Raw genomic sequence first — 22,030 nt, forward strand, 5'->3', positions numbered from 1 at the left:
CTCATTTGTAATTTAAGTAGTACATGAAAACATGGACTACCTGTGTCTTTTGATTTTGAACACAGGTTTAGGCTGTAAAAAAGTGCGCTCGTCGAAGCATTCGCATGCGAGTGCACGCGTGTTCGGGCGTTGGGCCCTGCACTGTGATCACGCACACCAATTATGATTTTGTTGCGATTGCAATCATATTCTTCGTTCCATTATGGTGCAAGGACGCTTGTCCGACAGCAAGGAGTAGAGATGAACAGCGCAAATGGCCACCAGTTGGCGCCGCAAACCCGGGTCGCAGCGCTGGCTTGCATGGAAAAGATTCAAGCGGCTGCGGGGCTTGCACTGCGCGGGTGCTGTTCACCCCTGTTTGCAATGGCCGACATCGTTGAGCGCCTGACGCGAGACCCGTCTACCTCGCGGCGCATATCGGTAGTGCGAGCCAGCAAGCACATGGTCTGCGAGCAGGAGGGCGTGCTCGCCAGCGCCTGGCCTTTGCGATTTGCTGCTCAGGCCGGCAAGGTCGAATTGCCTCTGATCTACATGATCAGCAGCGAAACCTCGGCCGAACTGAGCGCGCTGGCATCGGAGTCATCCCAACGTGGAATTTTCTGCAACGACATCGAGACGCTGCCATCTCGCTGGCCCAAGGGCGCTCATCCGTGGCTGCCGTTGTGGCTCCTTTCAAACCGCAAGTGTCAGCCTTATGACCCTGCGGATGCCGCGGAGGCTCGGGCTATCACGCTGCACGCCTTGCACAGCCTGTATGTTGAGGGCCGGGCCGGTTTCTATTACATGGCGTTGCATGACGAATCCAATGATCAGGTCAGTGCGTTGAGCGAGACGCAGGCTGCGGCGGCTGTGCAAGGTATGTATCGGGTTGGCGATGCCGTTTCCGGCAATGACGGCCGTCGCGTACGCCTGCTGGGCGCGGGCCTGGCCCTGCGTTCGGTGCATCAGGCGGCAAGCCTGCTCAAGGAGCACTGGAATGTCGATTGCGAAATCTGGAGCTGCCCCAGCTATACCCGACTGGCGCGCGATGCCGGCTCTGGCCGACGCTGGAATCGTTTCCATCCCTTGAAGACCCCTCGGTCCTGGCACCTGCGTGATTGCCTCGGCGAAGGGCACGACGCCGTGGTGGCGGTCACCGGTTATCCGCAGGCCGTGGCCGAGCAACTGCGTGAACATGTCCCCGGACGGTTTGTTGCCTTGGGAGCCGATTCCGCTGCGCCGCAAGGTAAGCCTGCAATCAGCCCCGAGTGGATTGTCGTTCAGGCCCTGACCGCGCTTGCGGAGGGCGGGCAACTGAGTTACGAGCCGCTGAAACTCGCCCTGCAACGCTATCGGCTGGTCTGATGTCAGCTTGTACTGCCACTTTGTCGGGCTGCCAGTGCGGCACGCTCCAGCGCATCAGCAAACACGCGGCGCTGCGGGGCGTCGAATTGCGCCAGAAACAGCTCGTCAACCGCCGTTTCGTAGATCTGCCACATCTGTTTGCGCAGTGCCCGGCCCTTGTCGGTGATCGCTGCCACAGCGCCCCGGCCGTCGCTGTCGGACCTGTGGCGCTCCACCAGCCCTTCGCTTTCAAGGCGGTCGATGAGGCGGGTCAGGTTGTAGCGTTCGATGGCCATGACATCGGCCAGTTCATGCATGCGGCGCATGCCCTGAGGCCCGCTTTCCACACCCCAGAGCGCGTCATACCAAGCGTATGGGGGCAGCTCGGCCGCCGCCAGACGTCGTTCGATTTCGCGAATAAGACAGCGGTGCGCCCTGACGAATCTGAACCACGTATCCGGTTCGGCTGACGACATGAATCACCTTTGTCTGAAATTCTTGAGGGTTGCAATAGTAACCGAGCACGGGATAAATTCCGGCATGTGATTGCAATTGCAATCAGATTTTTCAAGGCAGACGCCTGTCCGGCGTCCACTGCCGCATCACAGTAGGAGACGACGATGGCACAGCAACCCCGGTTTCTTGACGAGGATCCGCAAGAAACCCGCGAATGGCTCGAATCGATTGAGTCGGTACTCAACAGTGAAGGGCGCCCGCGCGCGCACTACCTGATCGATCAGTTGCTGGACTTCGATGTCGCTCAACACGGCGATTTCTATGGTCGGGTCACGACGCCCTACGTCAACACTATTCCCAGCGACCGTCAGCAGCCTTATCCGGGTGACCTTCAGGTTGAAAAGCGTATCAACGCGTTCATCCGCTGGAACGCCCTGGCGATGGTACTGCGTGCCGGCAAGCATTCCGGTGTGGGCGGCCATATCGCCTCCTACGCGTCTGCCGCCGTGCTCTATGACGTGGGGTTTGATCACTTCTTCCGTGGCCGTACCGAGCAGTTCGCTGGCGATCTGGTTTACATTCAGGGCCATTCTTCGCCGGGCATTTACGGCAGGGCGTACCTGGAAGGTCGCCTGAGCGAAGAGCAACTGGACAACTTCCGTCGCGAAACGGATCGCGATGGCATTTCGTCCTATCCACATCCGCGTCTGATGCCGGACTTCTGGCAGTTCCCTACGGTCTCCATGGGGCTTGGGCCAATTACGGCGGCGTATCAGGCGCGCTTCATGCGTTACCTGGAAAATCGCGGGCTCAAGGAGCATCAGGGCCGCAAGGTCTGGGCATTTCTCGGCGATGGCGAAATGGACCAGCCCGAGTCTCAGGCGGCCATTGCGCTGGCCGGGCGCGAAAAGCTCGACAACATCATCTTCGTGGTCAACTGCAACCTGCAGCGTCTCGACGGCCCGGTGCGTGGCAACAGCAAGGTCATTCAGGAATTCGAAAGCCTGTATCGCGCCGCTGGCTGGAACGTAATCAAGGTCATCTGGGGCAGTGGCTGGGATGCGCTGCTGGAGAAGGACAAGAGCGGGCTGCTGCGTCAGCGCATGATGGAATGCGTGGACGGCGAGTACCAGAACTACAAATCCCAGAACGGCGCCTACGTGCGTGAGCATTTCTTCGGCAAGTACCCGGAGTTGCTGGAGCTGGTCAGCGACATGAGCGACGACGATATCTGGAAGCTCTCGCGGGGCGGGCACGATCCGGAAAAAGTCTACAACGCCTACGCTGCCGCAATGCGTCACAAGGGCGGGCCGACCGTGATTCTGGCCAAGACGGTCAAAGGTTTCGGCATGGGCGAGGCGGGCGAGGGGCAGAACATCAATCACCAGTTGAAGAAACTCGGGGCAGAGGCAATCAGGGCCTTCCGCGACCGTTTCTCTCTGGACATCACCGATGATCAACTGGGCGACATGCCTTATCTGAAACCCGCCGAGGGCAGTACCGAAGCGCTGTACCTCAAGGCCCGCCGGGCTCAGTTGGGCGGTTACATTCCGGCGCGTTTCAGTGACGCGGCCACCTTGCAGGTTCCGCCGCTTTCGGTGCTGGATACCCAGCTGAAAAGCACCGGTGATCGCGGTATATCGACGACCATGGCCTTTGTGCGCATCCTTTCGACGCTGCTCAAGGACCCGAACATCGGCAAGTTGATTGTGCCGATTGTGCCGGACGAGTCGCGAACCTTTGGTATGGAGAACCTGTTCCGCCAGATCGGCATCCATTCCCATGTCGGTCAGTTGTACACGCCACAGGATGCAGGGCAACTGAGCTACTACAAGGAAAGCACCGACGGGCAGATCATGCAGGAAGGGCTGAACGAGTCCGGCGCCATTTCCTCATGGATTGCAGCCAGTACGTCCTACGCCAACCATGGCGTGATGACCGTGCCGTTCTATATCTTCTATTCGATGTTCGGTTTCCAGCGTGTGGGCGATCTGGCCTGGGCGGCGGGTGATGCCAGGGCCAGGGGCTTTCTGCTGGGGGCCACCTCAGGCCGGACCACGCTGATGGGCGAAGGCCTGCAGCATGATGACGGGCACAGCCACGTGATGTCGTCGACGATACCGTGCTGTGTGTCTTACGACCCGACGTTTGCCTTCGAACTGGCGGTGATCATTCAGGACGGCATGCGCCGCATGTTTGCCGAAAATGAGGACATCTATTACTACATCACCTTGCTCAACGAGAACTACCCGCACCCTGATCTGCCCGAGGGCGCCGAAGCCGGCATTATCAAAGGGATGTACCCATTGCAGGCCAGTGCGTCGGTCAACTCCGGCAAACACGTGCAATTGATGGGCTGCGGGTCGATCCTTCTCGAAGTCATTGCAGCCGCCAGATTGCTGGAGGACGACTTTGGTGTGAGCAGTGAAGTCTGGAGTGTTACCAGCCTCACCGAGCTGCGCCGTGAAGGCCAGGACGTCGAGCGCTGGAACCTGCTGCACCCTGAGCAGGAGCCGCGCCTGAGCTACGTTGAAAGCTGTCTCGCCGACAGGGAAGGGCCGGTCGTAGTAGCAACGGATTACATGAAGATTTTCGCTGACCAAATCCGTCCATTCGTACCCCTGCGTCGTTTCGTGGCGCTGGGTACGGATGGTTTTGGTCAGTCCGATACCCGTGAATCGCTGCGTCATTTCTTCGAGGTGGACCGTTACTTCGTGGCTGTGGCTGCGCTCAAGGCGCTGGCCGATGACGGCAAGGTCGAGCGTAAGGTCGTGGCCCAGGCCATCGAACGCTACAAGATCGACCCAGGCAAGCAGAACCCTGTGCTGGTCTGAGTCGCGCTCGTCTCTGTCACGAGACAGTAGTTGCGAAACCGTGCACTTCAAGCGAGGTGCACGGTTTCCTGATTACCTGCGTGAGAGTATCTGCTCACTTTAGCCTGTCACGCCGTCAGACGATCTTCCCGGAAATCACGCAACGCCTGGTCAATCTCTTCGCGGGTGTTCATCACGAACGGCCCGTACTGCACGATCGGCTCGCGCAAGGGCTTGCCGGCAATCAACAAGACGCGTGCACCCTTGGTGCTGCTGATCTGCAAATCACCGGTGTCAGACAGGCGCGCAAGATGGCGCTTGCTCACTGACTGTGCGCTGCCTTCTATTTCGATACTGCCTTCGTAAACGTACAGCAATGCAAGATGCCCTTCGGGCATGCGCGGGCTGATACGACTGCCGGCAGGCATGTCGAAGTCAAAGTACAGGGGCTCGGTATCCGGGCGCTGTACCGCACCGGCCTGTTGAACCTGGCCATCGTCGAAATGCCCGGCCAATACCACCACCTGCACACCGGCTGCAGTGGTCAGGCGAGGAACGTTTTCCGGCTGGATGTCCTTATAACTGGCGTCGTTCAGCTTGTTCTTGCCCGGCAGGTTCAGCCATAGCTGAAAACCTCGCATGGTGCCTTCTTCCTGTTCAGGCATTTCGCTGTGAATGATCCCGCGTGCGGCGGTCATCCACTGTACGCCGCCGCCCTGCAGCAGGCCCACATTGCCCATATGGTCTTCGTGACGCATGCGGCCTTCAAGCATGTAGGTCACGGTTTCGAAGCCACGGTGCGGATGAGGTGGAAAGCCCGCGATATAGTCATCAGGCACGTCCGACCCGAACTCGTCCAGCATCAGGAATGGATCGAATTGTTCCACGCCCCGTCCGCCGAAAACGCGTGTCAGTTTGACTCCCGCGCCGTCAGAGGCAGGTTGGCCTGCCTGAATCGACAGGACTTTACGAAATTGAGTCATGGAAAGAGAGCACTCCTTATCAGGTGGCCTTTTCAGGCGCCAGGGAGTGTCATGGTATGCCTGTCTATTCGATAAACTGATTCGAATCCCGAAACGGAATGATCGTATTTGTCGATGTGTTGCCTGCTGATACGTATTGGCGTGAGTAACAGGCAACCTGCCCGGAATAGCCTCCGGGTCAGGCTTGAGAGCGCTGGGTGATCAGTGTTTGCTGCCCTGTGTCGACATGGCCAGCAGTTGCTTTTCCTGGTTCCAGTCAAACGGTTCGTCGTTCTGCTCGGCTTCGTAACGGCGCTCTTCCAGCGCTTGATACAGCTCGATTTCATCATCCGGCATGAAATGCAGGCAGTCACCGGCAAAAAACCACAGCAGGTCGCGAGGTACCAGGTGGGCGATTTGCGGGTAGCGCTGGATGACCTGACACAGGATGTCCTGGCCCAGGTACTGGCTTTCTATCGGGTCCTGCGGCAGTTGCTCGACCAGTTCGTCGAAGCGCTCCATGAACAGCGCGTGGCTTTCTTCCGGAACCTGCTCGGCCTCGCCCAGCGCGACCAGAATGCTGCGCAGGTGTGCCAGCAGGCCAAGTTGGTGATCGAGAGTGGCGTCGGCCATCGGGTAATCCTCAAATGCAAAAACAGGCGCGAGAGTATAAAGCTCTACGCGCCTGCTGTGTGGTGTGACCTGACTATCAGCGAATCTTGCCCGCTGCCTGGGTCAGTTCTTCCTTGTCGAAATCATCCACGTCGATCACCTTGCGACGGGCGGCTTCGGCTGTACGCAGTGTCTGTGCCTCTTCTGCCTGCAAGGCACCGATGCGCAACGCAGCGTCGATGGCGTGCTCGCCTGCGGCCGGTTTGATCTGACCACTCTTGAGCGCCACTTGCAGCTTCTTGTGCAGCGGATAGGCGGCGCTCAGCAAGTCGATGGCGTGTTGCAGCGCGCCGACCGGATCTTCTGCCGATTGCGGGCGATAGCAGCCTGCCAGCAACTCCTCCAGTGTCGGATCGCCCTTGGCGCGGCCCAGTACCTGTGCAACTTCGGCGTCCAGCTTGTCCGAAGGGCCCTTGTGACGACGACCGAACGGGAACACCACTGCACGCAACAGCCCACCCAGCACACGGTTAGGGAAGTTGCCGAGAATTTCGTCCATGGCACGTTCTGAATGGCCCAGACTTTCTTCCATGGCCCAGCGAAACAGCGGGCTCATGTGATCCGGCGAGCCAAGATCGTGGTAGCGCTTGAGTGCCGCCGAAGCCAGATACATATGACTGAGCACATCACCGAGACGCGCCGACAGGCGCTCACGGCGTTTCAACTCGCCGCCCAGCAGCATCATGCTCAAGTCCGCCAACATCGCGAACGCTGCTGCCTGACGGTTCAACGCGCGGAAGTAGCCTTGGCTCAGGCTGTTGCCCGGTGCTCTTTCGAAATGGCCAAAGCCCAGATTAAGAATCAGTGTGCTGGCAGCGTTGCTCACCGCAAAGCCGATATGCTTGAGCAGAAGCGCGTCAAACTCGAGCAGCGCCTGCTGCTTGTCTTCGCGCCCGGCCAAGGCCATTTCCTTGAGTACGAATGGATGGCAGCGAATGGCACCCTGGCCAAAGATCATCAGGTTACGTGAAAGGATATTCGCCCCTTCGACGGTGATGAAGATCGGCGCGCCTTGCCAGTTGCGGCCCAGGTAGTTGTTCGGGCCCATGATGATGCCCTTGCCACCATGCACATCCATGGCGTGACCGATACATTCGCGGCCACGCTCGGTCAGGTGGTATTTGAGGATCGCGGAGAGCACCGAGGGCTTTTCGCCCAGATCGACCGCATTGGCGGTCAGCATGCGCGCGCTGTCCATCAGCCAGGCGTTGCCGCCGATACGCGCCAGTGCTTCCTGAATACCTTCGAACGCCGACAGCGGTACATTGAATTGCTCGCGCACCTTGGCGTACTGGCCTGTGACCAGGCTGGTGTACTTGGCAGCGCCGGTGCCGACCGCGGGCAGCGAAATCGAACGGCCTACCGACAGGCAGTTCATCAGCATCATCCAGCCTTTGCCAAGCATTGGCTGGCCACCGATCAGGTAGCTCAGTGGGACAAAGACGTCCTTGCCCGAATTCGGGCCGTTCATGAACGCCGCGCCCAGCGGCAAGTGGCGACGGCCGATTTCAACGCCTGGCGTGTCGGTTGGAATCAATGCCAGGCTTATGCCCAGATCTTCTTCTTCGCCTAGCAGATGCTCAGGGTCGTAAGCCTTGAAGGCCAGGCCAAGCAGGGTGGCGACCGGGCCAAGGGTGATGTAGCGCTTTTCCCAGGTCAGGCGCAGGCCGATGACTTCTTCGCCTTGCCACTGGCCTTTGCAGATGATTCCGGTGTCGGGCATCGCGCCCGCATCGGAACCTGCCAATGGACCCGTCAGCGCGAAGCAGGGGATATCTTCGCCACGTGCCAGACGTGGCAGGTAATGGTTGCGCTGTTCGTCGGTGCCGTAATGCAGCAGCAATTCAGCAGGGCCGAGGGAGTTAGGCACCATCACGGTGGAGGCCAGGTCGCCGCTGCGGGTGGCCAGCTTCATGGCCACCTGAGAGTGGGCGTAGGCCGAGAAGCCCTTGCCACCGAATTCTTTCGGAATGATCAGGGCAAAGAAACCGTGTTCTTTCATGTGCGCCCAGGCTTCGGGCGGCAGGTCCATTGCCTGGCCGATTTCCCAGTCGCTGACCATCGCGCAGAGTTCTTCGGTCGGGCCGTCGATAAAGGCCTGTTCTTCTTCGGTGAGCTGGACTTTTGGGTAGGCCAGCAGCTTGTCCCAGTCCGGGCGACCGCTGAACAGCTCGCCATCCCACCAGACGGTACCGGCGTCAATCGCATCGCGCTCGGTTTCCGACATGGGCGGCAGGACTTTCTGAAACCAGCTGAACATGGGCGCAGTGAAGTGCTTACGGCGCAGGTCGGGCAGCACAACAGGTACGAACACTGCCAGCCAAAGCACCCAGAAAACAGTCAGCAGCCATCCTGGCGCGTGGCTGAAAATGCCCATGGCCAGCAGGTAGACGGCTACCACGCCAAGCGCCGGGAGCGGGGCGGTACGCCGATGGGCCAGCCAGGCAATGCCGACGACCAGCACTACAATCCACAACAACAGCATAGGTATTCCTCCGTGATGACCGCCGCCGTGGCAGCGATCAAGAACTGGTCGCCGGGCAGTGGTGAGGCGACATCGATAGTGACCCCTGGTTGACGAGGAAGTTGCCGCCGCTTCGGGGTAGACTGTGAGCCTTTATTTATCAGCGACTGCGAGGGGAACGCAATGCTCAAGATCTGGGGACGGAAGAATTCCAGCAATGTGCGCAAGGCACTCTGGATTGCCGAAGAAGTGGGCGTGCCCTATGAGACGCAGGACGCCGGTGGGGCATTCGGGCTGGTCAATGAAGCGGCTTACCGCGCGAAAAACCCCAATGGCCGGATTCCCATGATTGAAGACGGCGACTTCGTGCTTTGGGAGTCGAACGCGATCGTACGCTACCTGGCCGCCCGCCATGCCCCGGACTCGGACCTGTACCCCGCTGACCTTCAGGCCCGCGCCAACGCCGACAAGTGGATGGACTGGACCTCCTCGACCATCGCGGCCCCGTTCAGCCCGGTGTTCTGGGGCGTGGTACGCACGCCGCCCGAGAAACAGGACTGGCCGGCCATCGAGCAAGGCATCAAGACCCTGCACAGCCTGCTGCTGGTCGCCGATGAGGCACTGTCTCGCCAGCCTTACCTGTCCGGCGAGGCTTTCGGCATGGGCGACATTCCCCTGGGGTGCTTCGCCTACGGCTGGTTCGAAATGCCGATTGAACGTCCGCCGCTGCCCCACCTCCAAGCCTGGTATGAACGCCTCAAGACGCGTCCGGCGTATCGCAAGGCCGTCATGAGTCCGCTGACCTGAGCATGCAGTCTGAGCCTTTAAAATAGTTGACCGGGCTCATGTCCGGCTCTTGATATTTACTATTAACAGATGTGTCTGTACTTGAATGACCCAGCCAAGCACCATTGCATGCCTGGGTCGTCATGACAGGCGTGTGTTCCCGGTCTGCTTCATTCCTTTTTCCTGATGAGTACTCTTTCCGATATGTCTTCCGCTCTGTCCATTCGGCAGCTAACCAAAACCTACGGCAACGGTTTCCAGGCCTTGAGTGGCATTGATCTGGACGTCGCCGAGGGTGATTTCTTCGCCTTGCTGGGCCCCAACGGCGCTGGCAAATCCACCACCATCGGTATCATTTCGACGCTGGTTAACAAGACCAGCGGTACGGTGAACATCTTTGGCCACGACCTGGATCGCGAGCCCGCCGCGCTCAAGCGTTGCATCGGTGTCGTGCCGCAGGAGTTCAACTTCAACCAGTTCGAGAAGACCCTGGACATCGTCGTCACTCAGGCGGGCTACTACGGCATCCCGGCGAAAATCGCCAAGGAGCGCGCCGAGCAGTACCTGACGCAGCTGGGGCTTTGGGAAAAGCGCGATGTGCCTTCTCGTTCGCTGTCCGGCGGCATGAAGCGGCGTCTGATGATCGCCCGTGCGCTGATTCACGAGCCGCGCCTGTTGATCCTCGATGAGCCCACTGCTGGTGTGGACATCGAGTTGCGCCGTTCGATGTGGACGTTCCTGACCGAACTGAATCAAAAAGGCATCACCATCATCCTCACCACGCACTACCTGGAAGAGGCCGAGCAGCTGTGCCGCAACATCGGCATTATCGACCACGGGGTGATCGTGCAGAACACCGGCATGAAGCAATTGCTCAGCACCCTGACTGTCGAAACCTTCGTGCTGGATCTGAAGGCGTCCTGGCAGACCGCGCCGCAGCTGCCCGGTTTCCCTTGCCGTTTGCTCGACAGCCACACCCTGGAAGTTCAGGTCGACAAGAATGTCGGCATCACCGCGCTGTTTAGCCAGCTCGCTTTCCAGAACATCGAAGTCTTGAGCCTGCGCAATAAATCCAATCGCCTTGAGGAGTTGTTTGTGTCCCTGGTGGAAAAAAACCTTGCGAAGGTGGCGCTATGACTGTGCAGAGCGGCGAGTTGCGCCCCAACCTGATTGCCCTGAAGACCATCGTTTACCGCGAGGTCCATCGCTTCATGCGGATCTGGCCGCAGACCCTGCTGCCGCCTGCGATCACCATGGTTCTGTACTTCGTGATCTTCGGTAACCTGATCGGCCGCCAGATTGGCGACATGGGCGGCTTTACCTACATGCAGTACATCGTGCCGGGGCTGATCATGATGTCGGTGATCACCAACTCCTACGGCAACGTGGTATCCAGCTTCTTTGGTGCCAAGTTTCAGCACTCCATCGAAGAACTGATGGTCTCGCCGGTTTCCCCGCACACCATTCTGGTCGGTTACACCCTGGGCGGTGTGTTGCGTGGTCTGATGGTCGGTTTCATCGTCACCATGCTGTCGATGTTTTTCACCGACCTGCAAGTGCACCACTTGGGCGTGACCATTCTGGTGGTGGTGTTGACCGCCACCATCTTCTCGCTGCTGGGCTTCATCAACGCAGTGTTCGCGCGCAACTTCGACGATATCTCGATCATCCCGACCTTCGTCCTGACCCCGCTGACTTACCTGGGCGGCGTGTTCTATTCGATCAACCTGTTGCCGCCGTTCTGGCAGACCGTGTCGCTGGCCAACCCGGTCCTGCACATGGTCAACGCCTTCCGCTACGGCATTCTGGGCGTCTCCGACATCAAGATCAGCATCGCCCTGGCGTTCATGATCGTGGCAACGTTTGTGCTGTACTTCGGCTGCGCACGGTTGCTGGTGAGCGGGCGCGGTATGCGTCAGTAACACATGCTTTGCGACCCGCCAGCCTGGCGGGTCGCCTGTCTGCCGAGAACGGCTGTTCAGGTTTTGCAACACACCATCACTTCCGACATTTCGATATTGCGCTGATCCTTGAAGCTTTCCGCTTCAAGGAATCACCATGCGCACAGGGATGATCGCGCTCGCGTCGGGGCTTGTGGCCTTACGCTTTCTGCCTGCTTTGCCGCCGACCTGGCTGTTGCTGCTGATGCCGATACTGGCGTTGATGCTGCTACCGCTTCGTACCTATCCACTGGCGCTGTTCCTGCTCGGTTTTACTTGGGCGTGTGTTTCTGCGCAGTGGGCGTTGAATGACCGTCTGGTTCATCGTCTGGACGGTCAGACGCTTTGGCTGCAAGGCAAGGTAGTCGGTTTGCCCAGTGTCGCCGAGGGCGTGGTGCGTTTCGAACTGGAAGGGGCAAGGTCGCGCAGGGCCATATTGCCTGCACGCATCCGGGTGGCGTGGTACGGCGGTCCGCAGGTCAACAGCGGTGAGCGCTGGCGCATGGCGGTCAAACTCAAGCGGCCGGCCGGGCTGGTCAATCCTGATGCTTTTGATTACGAAGCCTGGCTGTTGGCGCAGCGCATCGGTGCCACCGGTACGGTGGTGGATGGTCAACTGCTGACACCTGCGCACGGGGCGTGGCGCGACCTTATTCGTCAGCGCTTGCTGGCGGTCGATGCGCAGGGCAGAGAGGGCGGCTTGGCGGCGCTGGTGCTGGGCGATGGCTCCGGGTTGTCGAGCACCGATTGGCAGGTGCTGCAGGACACCGGCACGGTGCATCTGCTGGTGATTTCCGGCCAGCATATCGGTTTGCTGGCCGGGGTGATTTACGCGCTGGTCGCAGGCCTTGCACGCTGGGGGCTGTGGCCACGGGCTTTACCCTGGCTGCCTTGTGCCTGTGCGCTGGCGTTCATCGCTGCGCTGGGTTACGGGCTGCTGGCCGGTTTCGAGGTGCCGGTACGGCGTGCCTGTGTGATGGTCGCGATGGTGCTGCTGTGGCGTTTGCGCTTTCGGCACCTGGGCGTTGTCTGGCCGTTGTTACTGTCATTCAACGCGGTGCTGATTTTCGAGCCGCTGGTGACACTGCAGCCGGGGTTCTGGCTGTCTTTCGCGGCGGTTGGCATTCTGGTGCTGATTTTCAGTGGACGTCTCGGTGCCTGGAATTGGTGGCAAAGCTGGACGCGTGCGCAGTGGCTGATCGCAATTGGCTTGCTGCCTGTTCTGCTGGCGCTGAACCTGCCGATCAGCCTCAGCGGGCCGTTTGCCAATTTGCTGGCTGTGCCTTGGGTCAGCTTGATCGTCCTGCCGCCTGCGTTGCTTGGAACACTGCTGCTGCCGGTCCCTGTTGTGGGCGAAGGCTTGCTCTGGCTGGCCGGAGGAGCGCTGGAGTGGCTGTTTATGTTTCTCGGCTGGGTTGCCGCGGTCTTGCCCGCCTGGTTGCCCAGTGCAATGCCGGGCTGGACGTGGCTGCTTAGTCTGCTCGGGGCCTTCATTTTATTACTGCCCAAAGGCGTGCCGATGCGTCCGCTGGGTTGGCCATTGCTGTTGTTGTGCGTTTTTCCGCCGCTCGACTCAGTGCCTGCAGGCCAGGTAGAAGTATTGCAGTTGGACGTGGGGCAGGGCCTGGCCATTCTCCTGCGCACTCGAAATCACACGCTCTTGTACGACGCAGGTCCACGTTTCGGCGAGTTCGATATCGGTCAGCGCGTGGTCGTGCCCGCCATGCGCAAGGCCGGTGTGCGTCATCTGGACCTGATGTTGATCAGTCACGCCGACTCCGATCATGCCGGGGGCGCAGCGGCGGTTCATCAGGCATTTCCGGTTGACCGTGTACTGGGCGGTGAGCTGGCCAGGCTCGCGCCGCAACTCGACGCGCGCTTGTGTGAGAGCGATGCGCGCTGGGAGTGGGATGGGGTGGTGTTCTCCACCTGGCGCTGGGAGCAGGGGCCTGATGGCAATCCCGCATCCTGCATGTTGAGTGTCGACGCCGGGGGCGAGCGTCTGCTGCTGACGGGTGATATCGACGTCGACGCGGAACGTGCGGCAATCGCCAGCGGTTTCGACCTTCGTGCCCATTGGTTGCAGTCCCCGCATCACGGCAGCCGGACCTCGTCATCCAAAGTATTTCTTCAGGCCGTCGGAGCGGTTGGCGTGCTGATCTCCCGTGGCCGTAACAACGCCTTCGGCCACCCGCATCCGTTGGTCATGGCGCGTTATCGATGGCTGGGTATGGCCAGTTATGACAGCGCTGAGCTGGGCGCTGTCAGTCTGCGTCTGGGTACGTTCGGCACGCCGCAGGCAGAGCGCGCGCAACGGCGTTTCTGGCGTGACTGAGTGAAGGGATATCGATCTCGGCGTTCGGCACTTGGCGACCCTATGATAGAGTGGCGCCAATTTTTCGAGGGAGTGATCACTGTGTGGGAACTGGTCAAATCTGGCGGCTGGATGATGCTGCCGATTATTTTGAGCTCCATCGCCGCTGCCGGCATTATCATCGAGCGTCTGTGGACGCTGCGTGCCAGCCGTATCACGCCGCCGCATCTGCTCGGACAGGTCTGGCAGTGGATTCAGGAAAAGAAGCTCGACGGCGAAAAGCTCAAGCAACTGCGCGCCGACTCGCCTCTGGGTGAAATTCTCGCCGCAGGTCTGGCCAATTCCAGGCACGGTCGCGAGATCATGAAGGAATGCATCGAAGAAGCCGCCGCCCGGGTTATCCATGAACTGGAGCGCTACCTGAGCGCGCTGGGTTCGATTGCCGCCATGGCACCGCTGCTTGGCTTGCTGGGTACGGTGCTGGGCATGATCGATATTTTCGGCTCGTTCAACAGTTCGGGGGCCACGGCCAATGCCGGTGTGCTCGCCGGTGGTATCTCCAAGGCGCTGATCTGTACCGCGTCGGGCCTTATCGTGGCTATTCCGGCAATCTTCTTTCATCGCTTTCTGCAAAGTCGCGTCGATGAGCTGGTGGTCGGCATGGAGCAGCAGGCCATTCGTCTGGTTGAAGTGGTGCAGGGCGACCGCGATGTCGATCTGATCGACGCCAAAATCGATCTCAAGTCGCTGGCCAGAGCGGGCGGGGGCAAGAAGAAGTGAAATTTCGCCGTCGCAGACCCCGGGAAAACATCGACATCAATCTGGTCTCTCTGATTGATGTGGTGTTCATCCTGCTGCTGTTTTTCATCGTGACGACCACGTTCACCCGTGAAACCCAGCTGCGGGTGGATCTGCCACAGGCGGTCACCGGTACGCCGGAGGTGGACGCCAGCGCTAAGCATCTGGACATCGCCATCAACGCCGACGGGATCTTCTCGCTGAACAACCAACTGTTGCCCAAGAACGATCTGGCAACCCTGATCGAAGCGCTGCAACGCGAGTCGGCGGGCGATACCAGCCTGCCGTTGTCGATCAGTGCCGACGGCAAGACCCCGCACCAATCGGTGATTACGGCCATGGATGCGGCGGGTAAACTGGGTTTCAGCCATTTGCGCATGACCACTGTCGAGGCCACGCCGGCTAACTGATGGCATTTACCGACCGTTTGCTTGATGCCTGGTACAAGGGCCACCCTGCGCTGGCGCTTTTGCGTCCGCTCGAATGCCTTTATCGGCGTGTCGTCGATGGCAAACGCGCGCGCTTTCTGGCGGGTGAGGGCAGCATCTACCGCGCTCCGGTGCCGGTTATTGTGGTGGGTAATATTACCATCGGCGGCACTGGCAAGACGCCACTGATTCTATGGATGATCGAGCACTGCCGTCGTCGTGGCCTGCGTGTCGGTGTGGTCAGTCGCGGTTATGGTGCCAAGCCTCCCAGCCTGCCGTGGCGCGTCAAGGCCGACCAAAGTGCCAGCGAGGCGGGCGATGAGCCTTTGCTCATCGTCAAACGCAGTGGCGTGCCGCTGATGATCGATCCGGATCGCAGTCGCGCCGTGCAGGCCCTGCTCGCTGCCGAGCCTCTGGATCTGATTCTTTCCGACGATGGCCTGCAACATTATCGTCTGGCCCGCGATCTGGAGCTGGTGCTGATCGATGCCGCCCGCGGGCTGGGCAACCTTCGTTGTCTGCCTGCCGGGCCATTGCGCGAGCCGGTTGAGCGCCTAGGCAGTGTCGACGCTTTGCTTTACAACGGCGCGATGGCTGATCGTGATGATGGCTACGCATTTATGCTCAAACCGTCAGCCCTTATCAATCTTCGCAGTGGCGAACGCCAGCCGGTGGATTATTTCCCGGCCGGGCAGGCGCTGCATGCGGTCGCCGGAATCGGCAATCCTCAACGTTTCTTCAATACCCTCGAAGGATTACACTGGCGGCCGGTGGCTCACGCGTTCGCCGACCATGCGGTCTACAGTGCCCATGCGCTGACATTTACACCGGCATTGCCCTTGGTCATGACCGAGAAGGATGCGGTGAAATGTCGTGCCTTTGCAGCCGATGACTGGTGGTATCTGGCAGTGGATGCAGTACCGTCCGATGCTTTTGTCGACTGGTTCGATGAGCAACTGCTAAGTCTCTCTCCATGATTGCTTCAGGATCTCCTATGGACACCAAACTACTCGATATCCTCGCTTGCCCTGTGTGCAAGGGACCATTGAAGCTCAGCGCCGACAAGACCGAGCTGATCAGCAAAGGGGCAGGCCTTGCCTACCCGGTACGCGACGGCATCCCGGTGATGCTCGAAAGCGAAGCGCGCACCTTGAGCACCGATGAGCGGCTGGAAAAATGACAGCAGCGTTCACCGTTGTCATTCCTGCGCGTTATGGCTCCAGCCGCTTCCCCGGCAAGCCACTGAAAACCATTGCTGGCAAGCCCATGGTCCAGCTTGTCTGGGAGCAGGCGTGCAAAAGCAGCGCCGAGCGTGTGGTGATTGCCACCGACGATGCGCGCATCGTCGAGGCTTGTCAGGCTTTTGGTGCAGAAGTGCTGCTGACCCGCGAGGATCACAATTCCGGCACCGATCGTCTGGCCGAGGTGGCTGCGCAACTGGGGCTGGCTGCTGATGCGATTGTGGTCAATGTGCAAGGCGACGAGCCGATGATCCCGCCTGCGGTGATCGATCAGGTGGCGTCCAACCTGGCGGCTCACCCCGAAGCCGGCATGTCTACGCTGGCCGAGCCTATCGACGATGTGGCCGCGTTGTTCAACCCGAACATCGTCAAGGTCGCAACAGACATCAACGGCCTGGCGCTGACGTTCAGCCGTGCCCCGTTGCCTTGGGCGCGTGACGCGCTGGCCGCAAACAGGGACGAGTTGCCCGCTGGCGTGCCTTATCGTCGTCATATCGGTATTTACGCCTATCGTGCGGGCTTTCTTCATGACTTCGTTAGCTGGGGTCCGTGCTGGCTGGAAAACACAGAAAGCCTGGAGCAACTGCGTGCGTTGTGGAATGGCGTGCGAATTCACGTTGCCGACGCGCTTGAAGCGCCACCCGGTGGCGTCGATACGCCTGAAGACCTGGAGCGCGTAAGGCGCTTGCTGGAGGGTTGATGCGCTTCGTCCAGTGGTTCGGGAAGGCGAGAGTATGACCTTGCAGGTGCAGTCCGCGATTTCCCTCAAACCTTTCAACACCTTTGGCGTGGATGTTCAGGCCCGCTTGTTTGCCGAAGCGCATAGCGATGACGATGTTCGCGAGGCGCTGGCGTATTCGGTCGAGCACGATGTACCGCTGCTGGTTATTGGCGGTGGCAGTAACCTGCTGCTCAGCAGTGACGTGCAGTCATTGGTGCTGCGCATGGCCAGTCGCGGCATTCGCATCGTGCATGAGGACTGTCTCGAGTCGATTGTCGAGGCAGAGGCTGGCGAGCCCTGGCATCCGTTCGTGCAGTCCTGTCTGGAGCTGGGGCTGGCGGGGCTGGAAAACCTCAGTCTGATTCCAGGCACCGTTGGGGCGGCACCCATGCAGAACATCGGTGCTTATGGCGTCGAGATCAAGGATGTATTCCATAGCCTGACTGCGCTGGATCGTGAAACGGGTGAATTGCGCGAGTTTTCCCTGGAGGACTGTGCGTTCGGCTACCGCGACAGCGTGTTCAAGCATCAGGTCGCGCGCTGGTTGATCCTGCGGGTGCGCTTCAAGCTTAGCCGCGTAGCCAATCTGCACCTTGAATATGGTCCGGTTCGTCAGCGTCTCGACGAGTTGGATATCGATAAACCGACGCCTTTCGATGTCAGCCGGGCAATCTGCGCCATTCGCAGTGAAAAGCTGCCTGACCCAGCGGTGCTGGGCAATGCCGGCAGTTTCTTCAAAAACCCGATTATCCCTGCCCAACTGTACGCGACGATCAAACAGCAGCACCCTGGTGTCGTCGGCTACCCGCAGGACGATGGCCGGGTGAAGCTGGCAGCGGGGTGGTTGATCGAGCAGGCTGGCTGGAAGGGTTATCGTGACGGCGACGCTGGCGTGCATAAGCTCCAGTCGCTGGTACTGGTCAATTACGGGCAGGCCAGTGGCTTGCAGCTATTGAACCTTGCGCGTCGCATCCAAAGCGACATCGTCGAGCGTTTTGGTGTAGAGCTGGAAATGGAGCCGAACCTCTACTGAGGTCTGACTGCCACCCTAGTAGTGAAACCGGGCGACGCTTTGCTCGTCCGCGATCTTTGGAAATGTAGGAGCGGACTCGTCCGCGATGGGCTGCGAAGCGGACCCAAAACCGGCCATCTTGTTTGTATCTGGTGCACCGAGGCAGCTGGTTTTGCTGCCGGTTCCCGGCAGTTCGCGGACAAGCGAAGCGTCGCCCGGTCCGCTCCTGCAGTCGATGTATTTCCCTGAGTCACAGACGTAAAAAAGCCCCGTCTGTCTGCACAGGCGGGGCTTTTTCATGGGCCGGAGTTAGGCGAGTGGTTTAGGCTCGTTTTCTTTCTCGGCTTCATGTTGCGGTTTGACTGCTGGTTGCTCAGTCGCCGCTTCTTCAGTCTTTTCCTCGATAGCCTGAGAAGGCTGGACCGATTCTGCTTCAGCGGCAACAGGTGCTGCTTCGGCGATGACTGGAGTGCTGGCCGCGGCGGCTTCCTGCTGACGGCGTGCTTCTTCTTCACGCTTGCGACGACGAACTTCACGAGGATCGTTCGGTGCACGGCCGGTGCTGCTGACCGGTGCGACCGGTGTTTCCACGATCACAGGTTGTTGCTCTGCAGGTGCAGGCGCTGCTTCTTCGACGGCCTTGGGCGCGACGTAAGGAGCAGGCTCCTCCTTCACGACGACAGGCTCGGCAGCAGTAGCGGCAGGCGTTGGCAGTTCGGACGATTCAGTGGCTGGCACTTCTTCATGAGCCGCTGCTTCGACAGGCGCTTGTGGCGCTGGCTCTAGCGTTGGTGTGAACGGTACGACGCGCTCGGCATGCGGCGCTTCGAACAGTTCGGTCTGCGCGGCAATGGCAGGTGCTTCGACCGCAGCAGGTTGAACCTCTACTTCCGGAGCCGGTTTGGCGACTGGCGCATTATCCGCAACCGGCGCTTCAACGGCAGGCGCTTCAACGACCGGTTCTGCTGCTGCCGGAGTTTCTGGAGTGGATGCTTCAATTGCCGGTGCGTCAGCTTCCGGTGCCTTGGCAGTATTGGCTTCGGCAACAGGCGCTTGCTGTGCAGGCTCTACGGCTGGAGCGTCTACAGTGCTGTTGGCTCGCTCGGCCTGCTGGTGTGCATCGGCTTCTGCTGTGGCGCTGATCACGCCGCCAGCCGCAGCTGCTGCGGTGAATCCCAGACCAGCCGACAGATCGGTGGCGCTGCTGCCTTGTTCAGCATTTTCTGCCGAGCCGTTTTCTTCGGAACCGTTTTCTTCAGAGCCTTCGATCACGTTGCCATTGGCATCACGTTGACGCTCACGACGGTTGCTGCGACGACGCTGGCCACGGGAGCGGCGGCGAGGGCGGTCGCCTTCGCTACCGTCGTTGCCTTCCTGGTTCTCGTCATTGATCTGCTCTTCGTTGAGCAGTACTTCCTCTTCGCTCACGGCAGCCGCGGCCTGTTCGGCGCGTGGTTGACGTTCTTCGCGAGGCGCGCGCGGCTGGCGTTCTTCGCGTGGTGCGCGTTCAGGACGCTCTTCACGAGCAAGGTTTACGGCAGGGGCTGCATCCAGAGGCTCGCGCAGTTCGCGGACCGGACGATCTTCGCGTGCTTCACGAGGCTTGCGCTCGCGGGAAGTACGGGCTGGACGCTCTTCACGTGGTGCTGAATCCTCGCGGGCTTCACGTGGTTCGCGAACGGTACGCTCTTCACGAGGTGCGCGTTCTTCACGAGGTGCACGCTCCTCACGTGGGGCGCGCTCTTCGCGCGGCGCGCGTTCGGCACGTTCCTCGCGGGGGGCGCGTTCTTCACGAGGCTTACGCTCTTCGTCACGACGGTTGTTACGGCCACGGCTCTGTTGGCGACCGTTGCGGCGTTCCTCGTTACGGGCCGGACGCTGTTCGGCAGCAGGTTTTTCAACCACTACCGGAGCGGCAGGCTCTTCCTTGGTCGCAAACAGGCTGACCAGGGATTTCACCAGGCCCTTGAACAGGCTCGGCTCGTGAGCGACCGGTGCAGGCGTTGGGGCAGGCGCAACGGCTTCTACCGGAACCGGCGCATTGGCACGAGCAGGTGCAGTCTTGACGGCTGCTTCCTGGCGAACAAGAGTGCGGGTTGCGGCAGCCAGCGGGGCGATTTCTTCCACTTCGGCTGCAGCCGCGGCGATTTCGTAGCTGGTCTGGCTGTTGTGTGCTTCCGGGCTGTCATCACGCAGACGCTGAACTTCGAAGTGCGGAGTTTCCAACTGGTCGTTCGGCAGGATGATGATGCGCGCACGGGTGCGCAGTTCGATCTTGGTGATCGAGTTGCGTTTCTCGTTGAGCAGGAACGCAGCGACCGGGATCGGCACCTGAGCGCGCACTTCTGCAGTGCGGTCTTTCAGGGCTTCTTCTTCGATCAGGCGCAGGATGGCCAGCGACAGCGATTCAACATCACGGATGATGCCGGTGCCGTTGCAGCGAGGGCAGACAATGCCGCTGCTTTCGCCCAACGATGGGCGCAGACGCTGGCGGGACATTTCCAGCAGGCCGAAGCGTGAAATGCGACCGATCTGAACGCGGGCGCGGTCGGCTTCCAGGCTTTCGCGGACTTTTTCTTCCACGGCGCGCTGGTTCTTGGCCGGTGTCATGTCGATGAAGTCGATGACGATCAGGCCGCCGATGTCGCGCAGACGCAATTGACGGGCGATTTCCTCAGCCGCTTCAAGGTTGGTCTGCAGGGCGGTTTCTTCGATGTCGCTGCCTTTGGTGGCGCGCGCCGAGTTGATGTCGATGGATACCAGGGCTTCGGTCGGATCGATGACGATGGAGCCGCCGGAAGGCAGTTCGACCACGCGCTGGAAGGCGGTTTCGATCTGGCTTTCGATCTGGAAGCGGTTGAACAGTGGAACGCTGTCTTCGTACAGTTTGATCTTGCTGGCGTACTGCGGCATCACCTGACGGATGAAGGTCAGGGCTTCTTCCTGGGCTTCGACGCTGTCGATCAGGACTTCGCCGATATCCTGACGCAGGTAGTCACGGATGGCGCGGATGATGACGTTGCTTTCCTGATAGATCAGGAAAGGGGCCGAACGGTCCAGGGACGCTTCCTTGATGGCGGTCCACAGTTGCAGCAGGTAATCGAGGTCCCACTGCATTTCCTCGCTGCTGCGGCCCAGGCCGGCAGTACGAACGATCAGACCCATGTCGGCTGGAGCGATCAGGCCGTTGAGGGCTTCACGCAATTCGTTGCGCTCTTCGCCTTCGATACGGCGCGAGATGCCACCGGCGCGAGGGTTGTTCGGCATCAGGACCAGATAGCGGCCTGCGAGGCTGATGAAGGTGGTCAGGGCTGCGCCCTTGTTGCCACGCTCTTCTTTCTCGACCTGAACGATGACTTCCTGGCCTTCGCTCAGGACGTCCTTGATGTTGACGCGGCCTTCAGGGGCTTTCTTGAAGTACTCGCGGGAGATTTCCTTGAGGGGCAGAAAGCCGTGGCGCTCAGAGCCGAAATCGACAAAGGCAGCCTCAAGGCTGGGTTCGATGCGAGTGATTCGGCCTTTATAGATGTTGGCCTTCTTCTGCTCGCGTGCACCTGACTCGATGTCCAGGTCGTAGAGGCGCTGGCCGTCTACCAGTGCAACACGCAACTCTTCGGGTTGAGTTGCGTTAATCAGCATTCTTTTCATGTAGTACCGTCGGTTTCCGGGCTGCCGGAAACGGCGTTCGGCACACACGACTTCTCACGGTCGGTGTCAGGGCACGTCAGGAGTGGTTGGACACTCCAGTGTCTAGCGAGGTCCTCGCCCAGAGGGGGCGGAGGGTCGCGACGACGTTTCCTGCTTGCTGTGGTGGCATAAGACACCCTTTTCAGCAAAAGCTTTGTCAGGAGGAGGAATCGACCATCGGTAGCGGACGAGATGAAGCGTCTAGAACAAGCCTTGTGCTACACAGTCCGATGGTTGTGCGTCTCCACCCTACACGTATCCCTGATAATTCGGGTGCTGCCGCGCGCAGAATCCGCAGCGGGTTGGCATTTACCGCGATCTTCGATAGGGAAGGTCGCGCATCATGGCTTGAGGCGTTGTTCCCGAAGCATTCGCTCGTAGCGTCTGAAAGCGACTGCACTTTGTGAACTGGC

Annotated in this window: 17 protein-coding genes; 12 read left to right on the plus strand and 5 right to left on the minus strand. The window is 60.0% G+C overall.

Annotated elements, in window-relative coordinates:
* Positions 1-240: 240 nt before the first annotated feature.
* Positions 241-1,344: a transketolase-like TK C-terminal-containing protein gene (locus tag RYC17_RS06915; protein ID WP_122258283.1), complete on the plus strand. Its 1,104-nt coding sequence runs from the start codon at positions 241-243 to the stop codon at positions 1,342-1,344.
* 2 nt (positions 1,345-1,346) lie between these two features.
* On the opposite strand, the gene RYC17_RS06920 is transcribed toward RYC17_RS06915, so the two are convergent.
* Positions 1,347-1,799, minus strand: a complete 453-nt coding sequence (locus tag RYC17_RS06920) for a MarR family winged helix-turn-helix transcriptional regulator (RefSeq protein WP_058401664.1) — start codon at positions 1,797-1,799, stop codon at positions 1,347-1,349.
* A 144-nt stretch (positions 1,800-1,943) separates the two neighbouring features.
* On the opposite strand from RYC17_RS06920, the gene aceE reads away from it, so the two are divergent.
* The gene (aceE, locus tag RYC17_RS06925; protein WP_058408942.1) at positions 1,944-4,613 is read left to right on the plus strand and encodes a pyruvate dehydrogenase (acetyl-transferring), homodimeric type; all 2,670 of its coding nucleotides are present in this window, start codon (positions 1,944-1,946) and stop codon (positions 4,611-4,613) included.
* Positions 4,614-4,720: 107 nt separating this feature from the next.
* Here the strand turns inward: aceE and RYC17_RS06930 are convergent, their stop codons facing one another.
* The 3 genes from RYC17_RS06930 to RYC17_RS06940 all read right to left on the minus strand — a co-directional run bounded on the left by RYC17_RS06930 (position 4,721) and on the right by RYC17_RS06940 (position 8,711).
* Complete coding sequence (locus RYC17_RS06930) at positions 4,721-5,575, minus strand: pirin family protein (RefSeq protein ID WP_058408941.1); 855 nt, start codon at positions 5,573-5,575, stop codon at positions 4,721-4,723.
* Positions 5,576-5,776: 201 nt separating this feature from the next.
* Positions 5,777-6,187, minus strand: a complete 411-nt coding sequence (locus RYC17_RS06935; RefSeq protein ID WP_004657828.1) for a PA2817 family protein — start codon at positions 6,185-6,187, stop codon at positions 5,777-5,779.
* A gap of 76 nt (positions 6,188-6,263) precedes the next feature.
* Positions 6,264-8,711, minus strand: coding sequence for an acyl-CoA dehydrogenase (locus RYC17_RS06940; RefSeq protein ID WP_058408940.1), 2,448 nt, complete (start codon positions 8,709-8,711; stop codon positions 6,264-6,266).
* Between the two features lie 162 nt (positions 8,712-8,873).
* Here RYC17_RS06940 and RYC17_RS06945 point away from each other — a divergent pair, with 162 nt between their 5' ends.
* The 10 genes from RYC17_RS06945 to murB all read left to right on the plus strand — a co-directional run bounded on the left by RYC17_RS06945 (position 8,874) and on the right by murB (position 17,951).
* Entirely contained in the window at positions 8,874-9,497 is a 624-nt protein-coding gene (locus tag RYC17_RS06945) for a glutathione S-transferase (RefSeq protein WP_004657835.1), read from the plus strand.
* Positions 9,498-9,680: 183 nt separating this feature from the next.
* Complete coding sequence (locus RYC17_RS06950; protein WP_058408939.1) at positions 9,681-10,613, plus strand: ABC transporter ATP-binding protein; 933 nt, start codon at positions 9,681-9,683, stop codon at positions 10,611-10,613.
* Positions 10,610-11,398: an ABC transporter permease gene (locus RYC17_RS06955; protein ID WP_058401669.1), complete on the plus strand. Its 789-nt coding sequence runs from the start codon at positions 10,610-10,612 to the stop codon at positions 11,396-11,398. The genes RYC17_RS06950 and RYC17_RS06955 overlap by 4 nt, the downstream gene beginning before the upstream one ends.
* Positions 11,399-11,534: 136 nt before the next feature.
* On the plus strand, positions 11,535-13,751 hold the full coding sequence (locus RYC17_RS06960) for a DNA internalization-related competence protein ComEC/Rec2 (protein WP_316902669.1): 2,217 nt from the start codon (positions 11,535-11,537) through the stop codon (positions 13,749-13,751).
* An 81-nt stretch (positions 13,752-13,832) separates the two neighbouring features.
* Positions 13,833-14,510, plus strand: coding sequence for a MotA/TolQ/ExbB proton channel family protein (locus RYC17_RS06965; protein WP_002552676.1), 678 nt, complete (start codon positions 13,833-13,835; stop codon positions 14,508-14,510).
* Positions 14,507-14,938, plus strand: a complete 432-nt coding sequence (locus tag RYC17_RS06970; RefSeq protein ID WP_002552677.1) for an ExbD/TolR family protein — start codon at positions 14,507-14,509, stop codon at positions 14,936-14,938. Before RYC17_RS06965 ends, RYC17_RS06970 begins: the two co-directional genes overlap by 4 nt.
* Complete coding sequence (lpxK, locus tag RYC17_RS06975; RefSeq protein WP_316902670.1) at positions 14,938-15,933, plus strand: tetraacyldisaccharide 4'-kinase; 996 nt, start codon at positions 14,938-14,940, stop codon at positions 15,931-15,933. Before RYC17_RS06970 ends, lpxK begins: the two co-directional genes overlap by 1 nt.
* 17 nt (positions 15,934-15,950) lie before the next feature.
* Entirely contained in the window at positions 15,951-16,136 is a 186-nt protein-coding gene (locus RYC17_RS06980) for a Trm112 family protein (protein ID WP_002552679.1), read from the plus strand.
* Positions 16,133-16,897, plus strand: a complete 765-nt coding sequence (gene kdsB / locus RYC17_RS06985; RefSeq protein ID WP_004657844.1) for a 3-deoxy-manno-octulosonate cytidylyltransferase — start codon at positions 16,133-16,135, stop codon at positions 16,895-16,897. Before RYC17_RS06980 ends, kdsB begins: the two co-directional genes overlap by 4 nt.
* 34 nt (positions 16,898-16,931) lie before the next feature.
* Entirely contained in the window at positions 16,932-17,951 is a 1,020-nt protein-coding gene (murB, locus tag RYC17_RS06990) for a UDP-N-acetylmuramate dehydrogenase (RefSeq protein ID WP_316902671.1), read from the plus strand.
* A gap of 288 nt (positions 17,952-18,239) precedes the next feature.
* On the opposite strand, the gene rne is transcribed toward murB, so the two are convergent.
* Complete coding sequence (gene rne / locus RYC17_RS06995; RefSeq protein WP_316902672.1) at positions 18,240-21,569, minus strand: ribonuclease E; 3,330 nt, start codon at positions 21,567-21,569, stop codon at positions 18,240-18,242.
* Positions 21,570-22,030 lie beyond the last annotated feature (461 nt).

The organism is Pseudomonas syringae group sp. J248-6 (genome assembly GCF_032586995.1).
Classification (GTDB): domain Bacteria; phylum Pseudomonadota; class Gammaproteobacteria; order Pseudomonadales; family Pseudomonadaceae; genus Aquipseudomonas; species Aquipseudomonas amygdali.

Coding starts and splice junctions, on each gene's coding strand:
- kdsB (WP_004657844.1), top strand. CDS start 16,133: ATGACAGCAGCGTTCACCGTTGTCATTCCTGCGCGTTATGGCTCCAGC.
- RYC17_RS06940 (WP_058408940.1), bottom strand. CDS start 8,711: ATGCTGTTGTTGTGGATTGTAGTGCTGGTCGTCGGCATTGCCTGGCTG.
- murB (WP_316902671.1), top strand. CDS start 16,932: ATGACCTTGCAGGTGCAGTCCGCGATTTCCCTCAAACCTTTCAACACC.
- RYC17_RS06920 (WP_058401664.1), bottom strand. CDS start 1,799: ATGTCGTCAGCCGAACCGGATACGTGGTTCAGATTCGTCAGGGCGCAC.
- RYC17_RS06955 (WP_058401669.1), top strand. CDS start 10,610: ATGACTGTGCAGAGCGGCGAGTTGCGCCCCAACCTGATTGCCCTGAAG.
- RYC17_RS06950 (WP_058408939.1), top strand. CDS start 9,681: ATGTCTTCCGCTCTGTCCATTCGGCAGCTAACCAAAACCTACGGCAAC.
- RYC17_RS06930 (WP_058408941.1), bottom strand. CDS start 5,575: ATGACTCAATTTCGTAAAGTCCTGTCGATTCAGGCAGGCCAACCTGCC.
- rne (WP_316902672.1), bottom strand. CDS start 21,569: ATGCTGATTAACGCAACTCAACCCGAAGAGTTGCGTGTTGCACTGGTA.
- RYC17_RS06960 (WP_316902669.1), top strand. CDS start 11,535: ATGCGCACAGGGATGATCGCGCTCGCGTCGGGGCTTGTGGCCTTACGC.
- RYC17_RS06980 (WP_002552679.1), top strand. CDS start 15,951: ATGGACACCAAACTACTCGATATCCTCGCTTGCCCTGTGTGCAAGGGA.
- RYC17_RS06915 (WP_122258283.1), top strand. CDS start 241: ATGAACAGCGCAAATGGCCACCAGTTGGCGCCGCAAACCCGGGTCGCA.
- RYC17_RS06945 (WP_004657835.1), top strand. CDS start 8,874: ATGCTCAAGATCTGGGGACGGAAGAATTCCAGCAATGTGCGCAAGGCA.
- lpxK (WP_316902670.1), top strand. CDS start 14,938: ATGGCATTTACCGACCGTTTGCTTGATGCCTGGTACAAGGGCCACCCT.
- aceE (WP_058408942.1), top strand. CDS start 1,944: ATGGCACAGCAACCCCGGTTTCTTGACGAGGATCCGCAAGAAACCCGC.
- RYC17_RS06935 (WP_004657828.1), bottom strand. CDS start 6,187: ATGGCCGACGCCACTCTCGATCACCAACTTGGCCTGCTGGCACACCTG.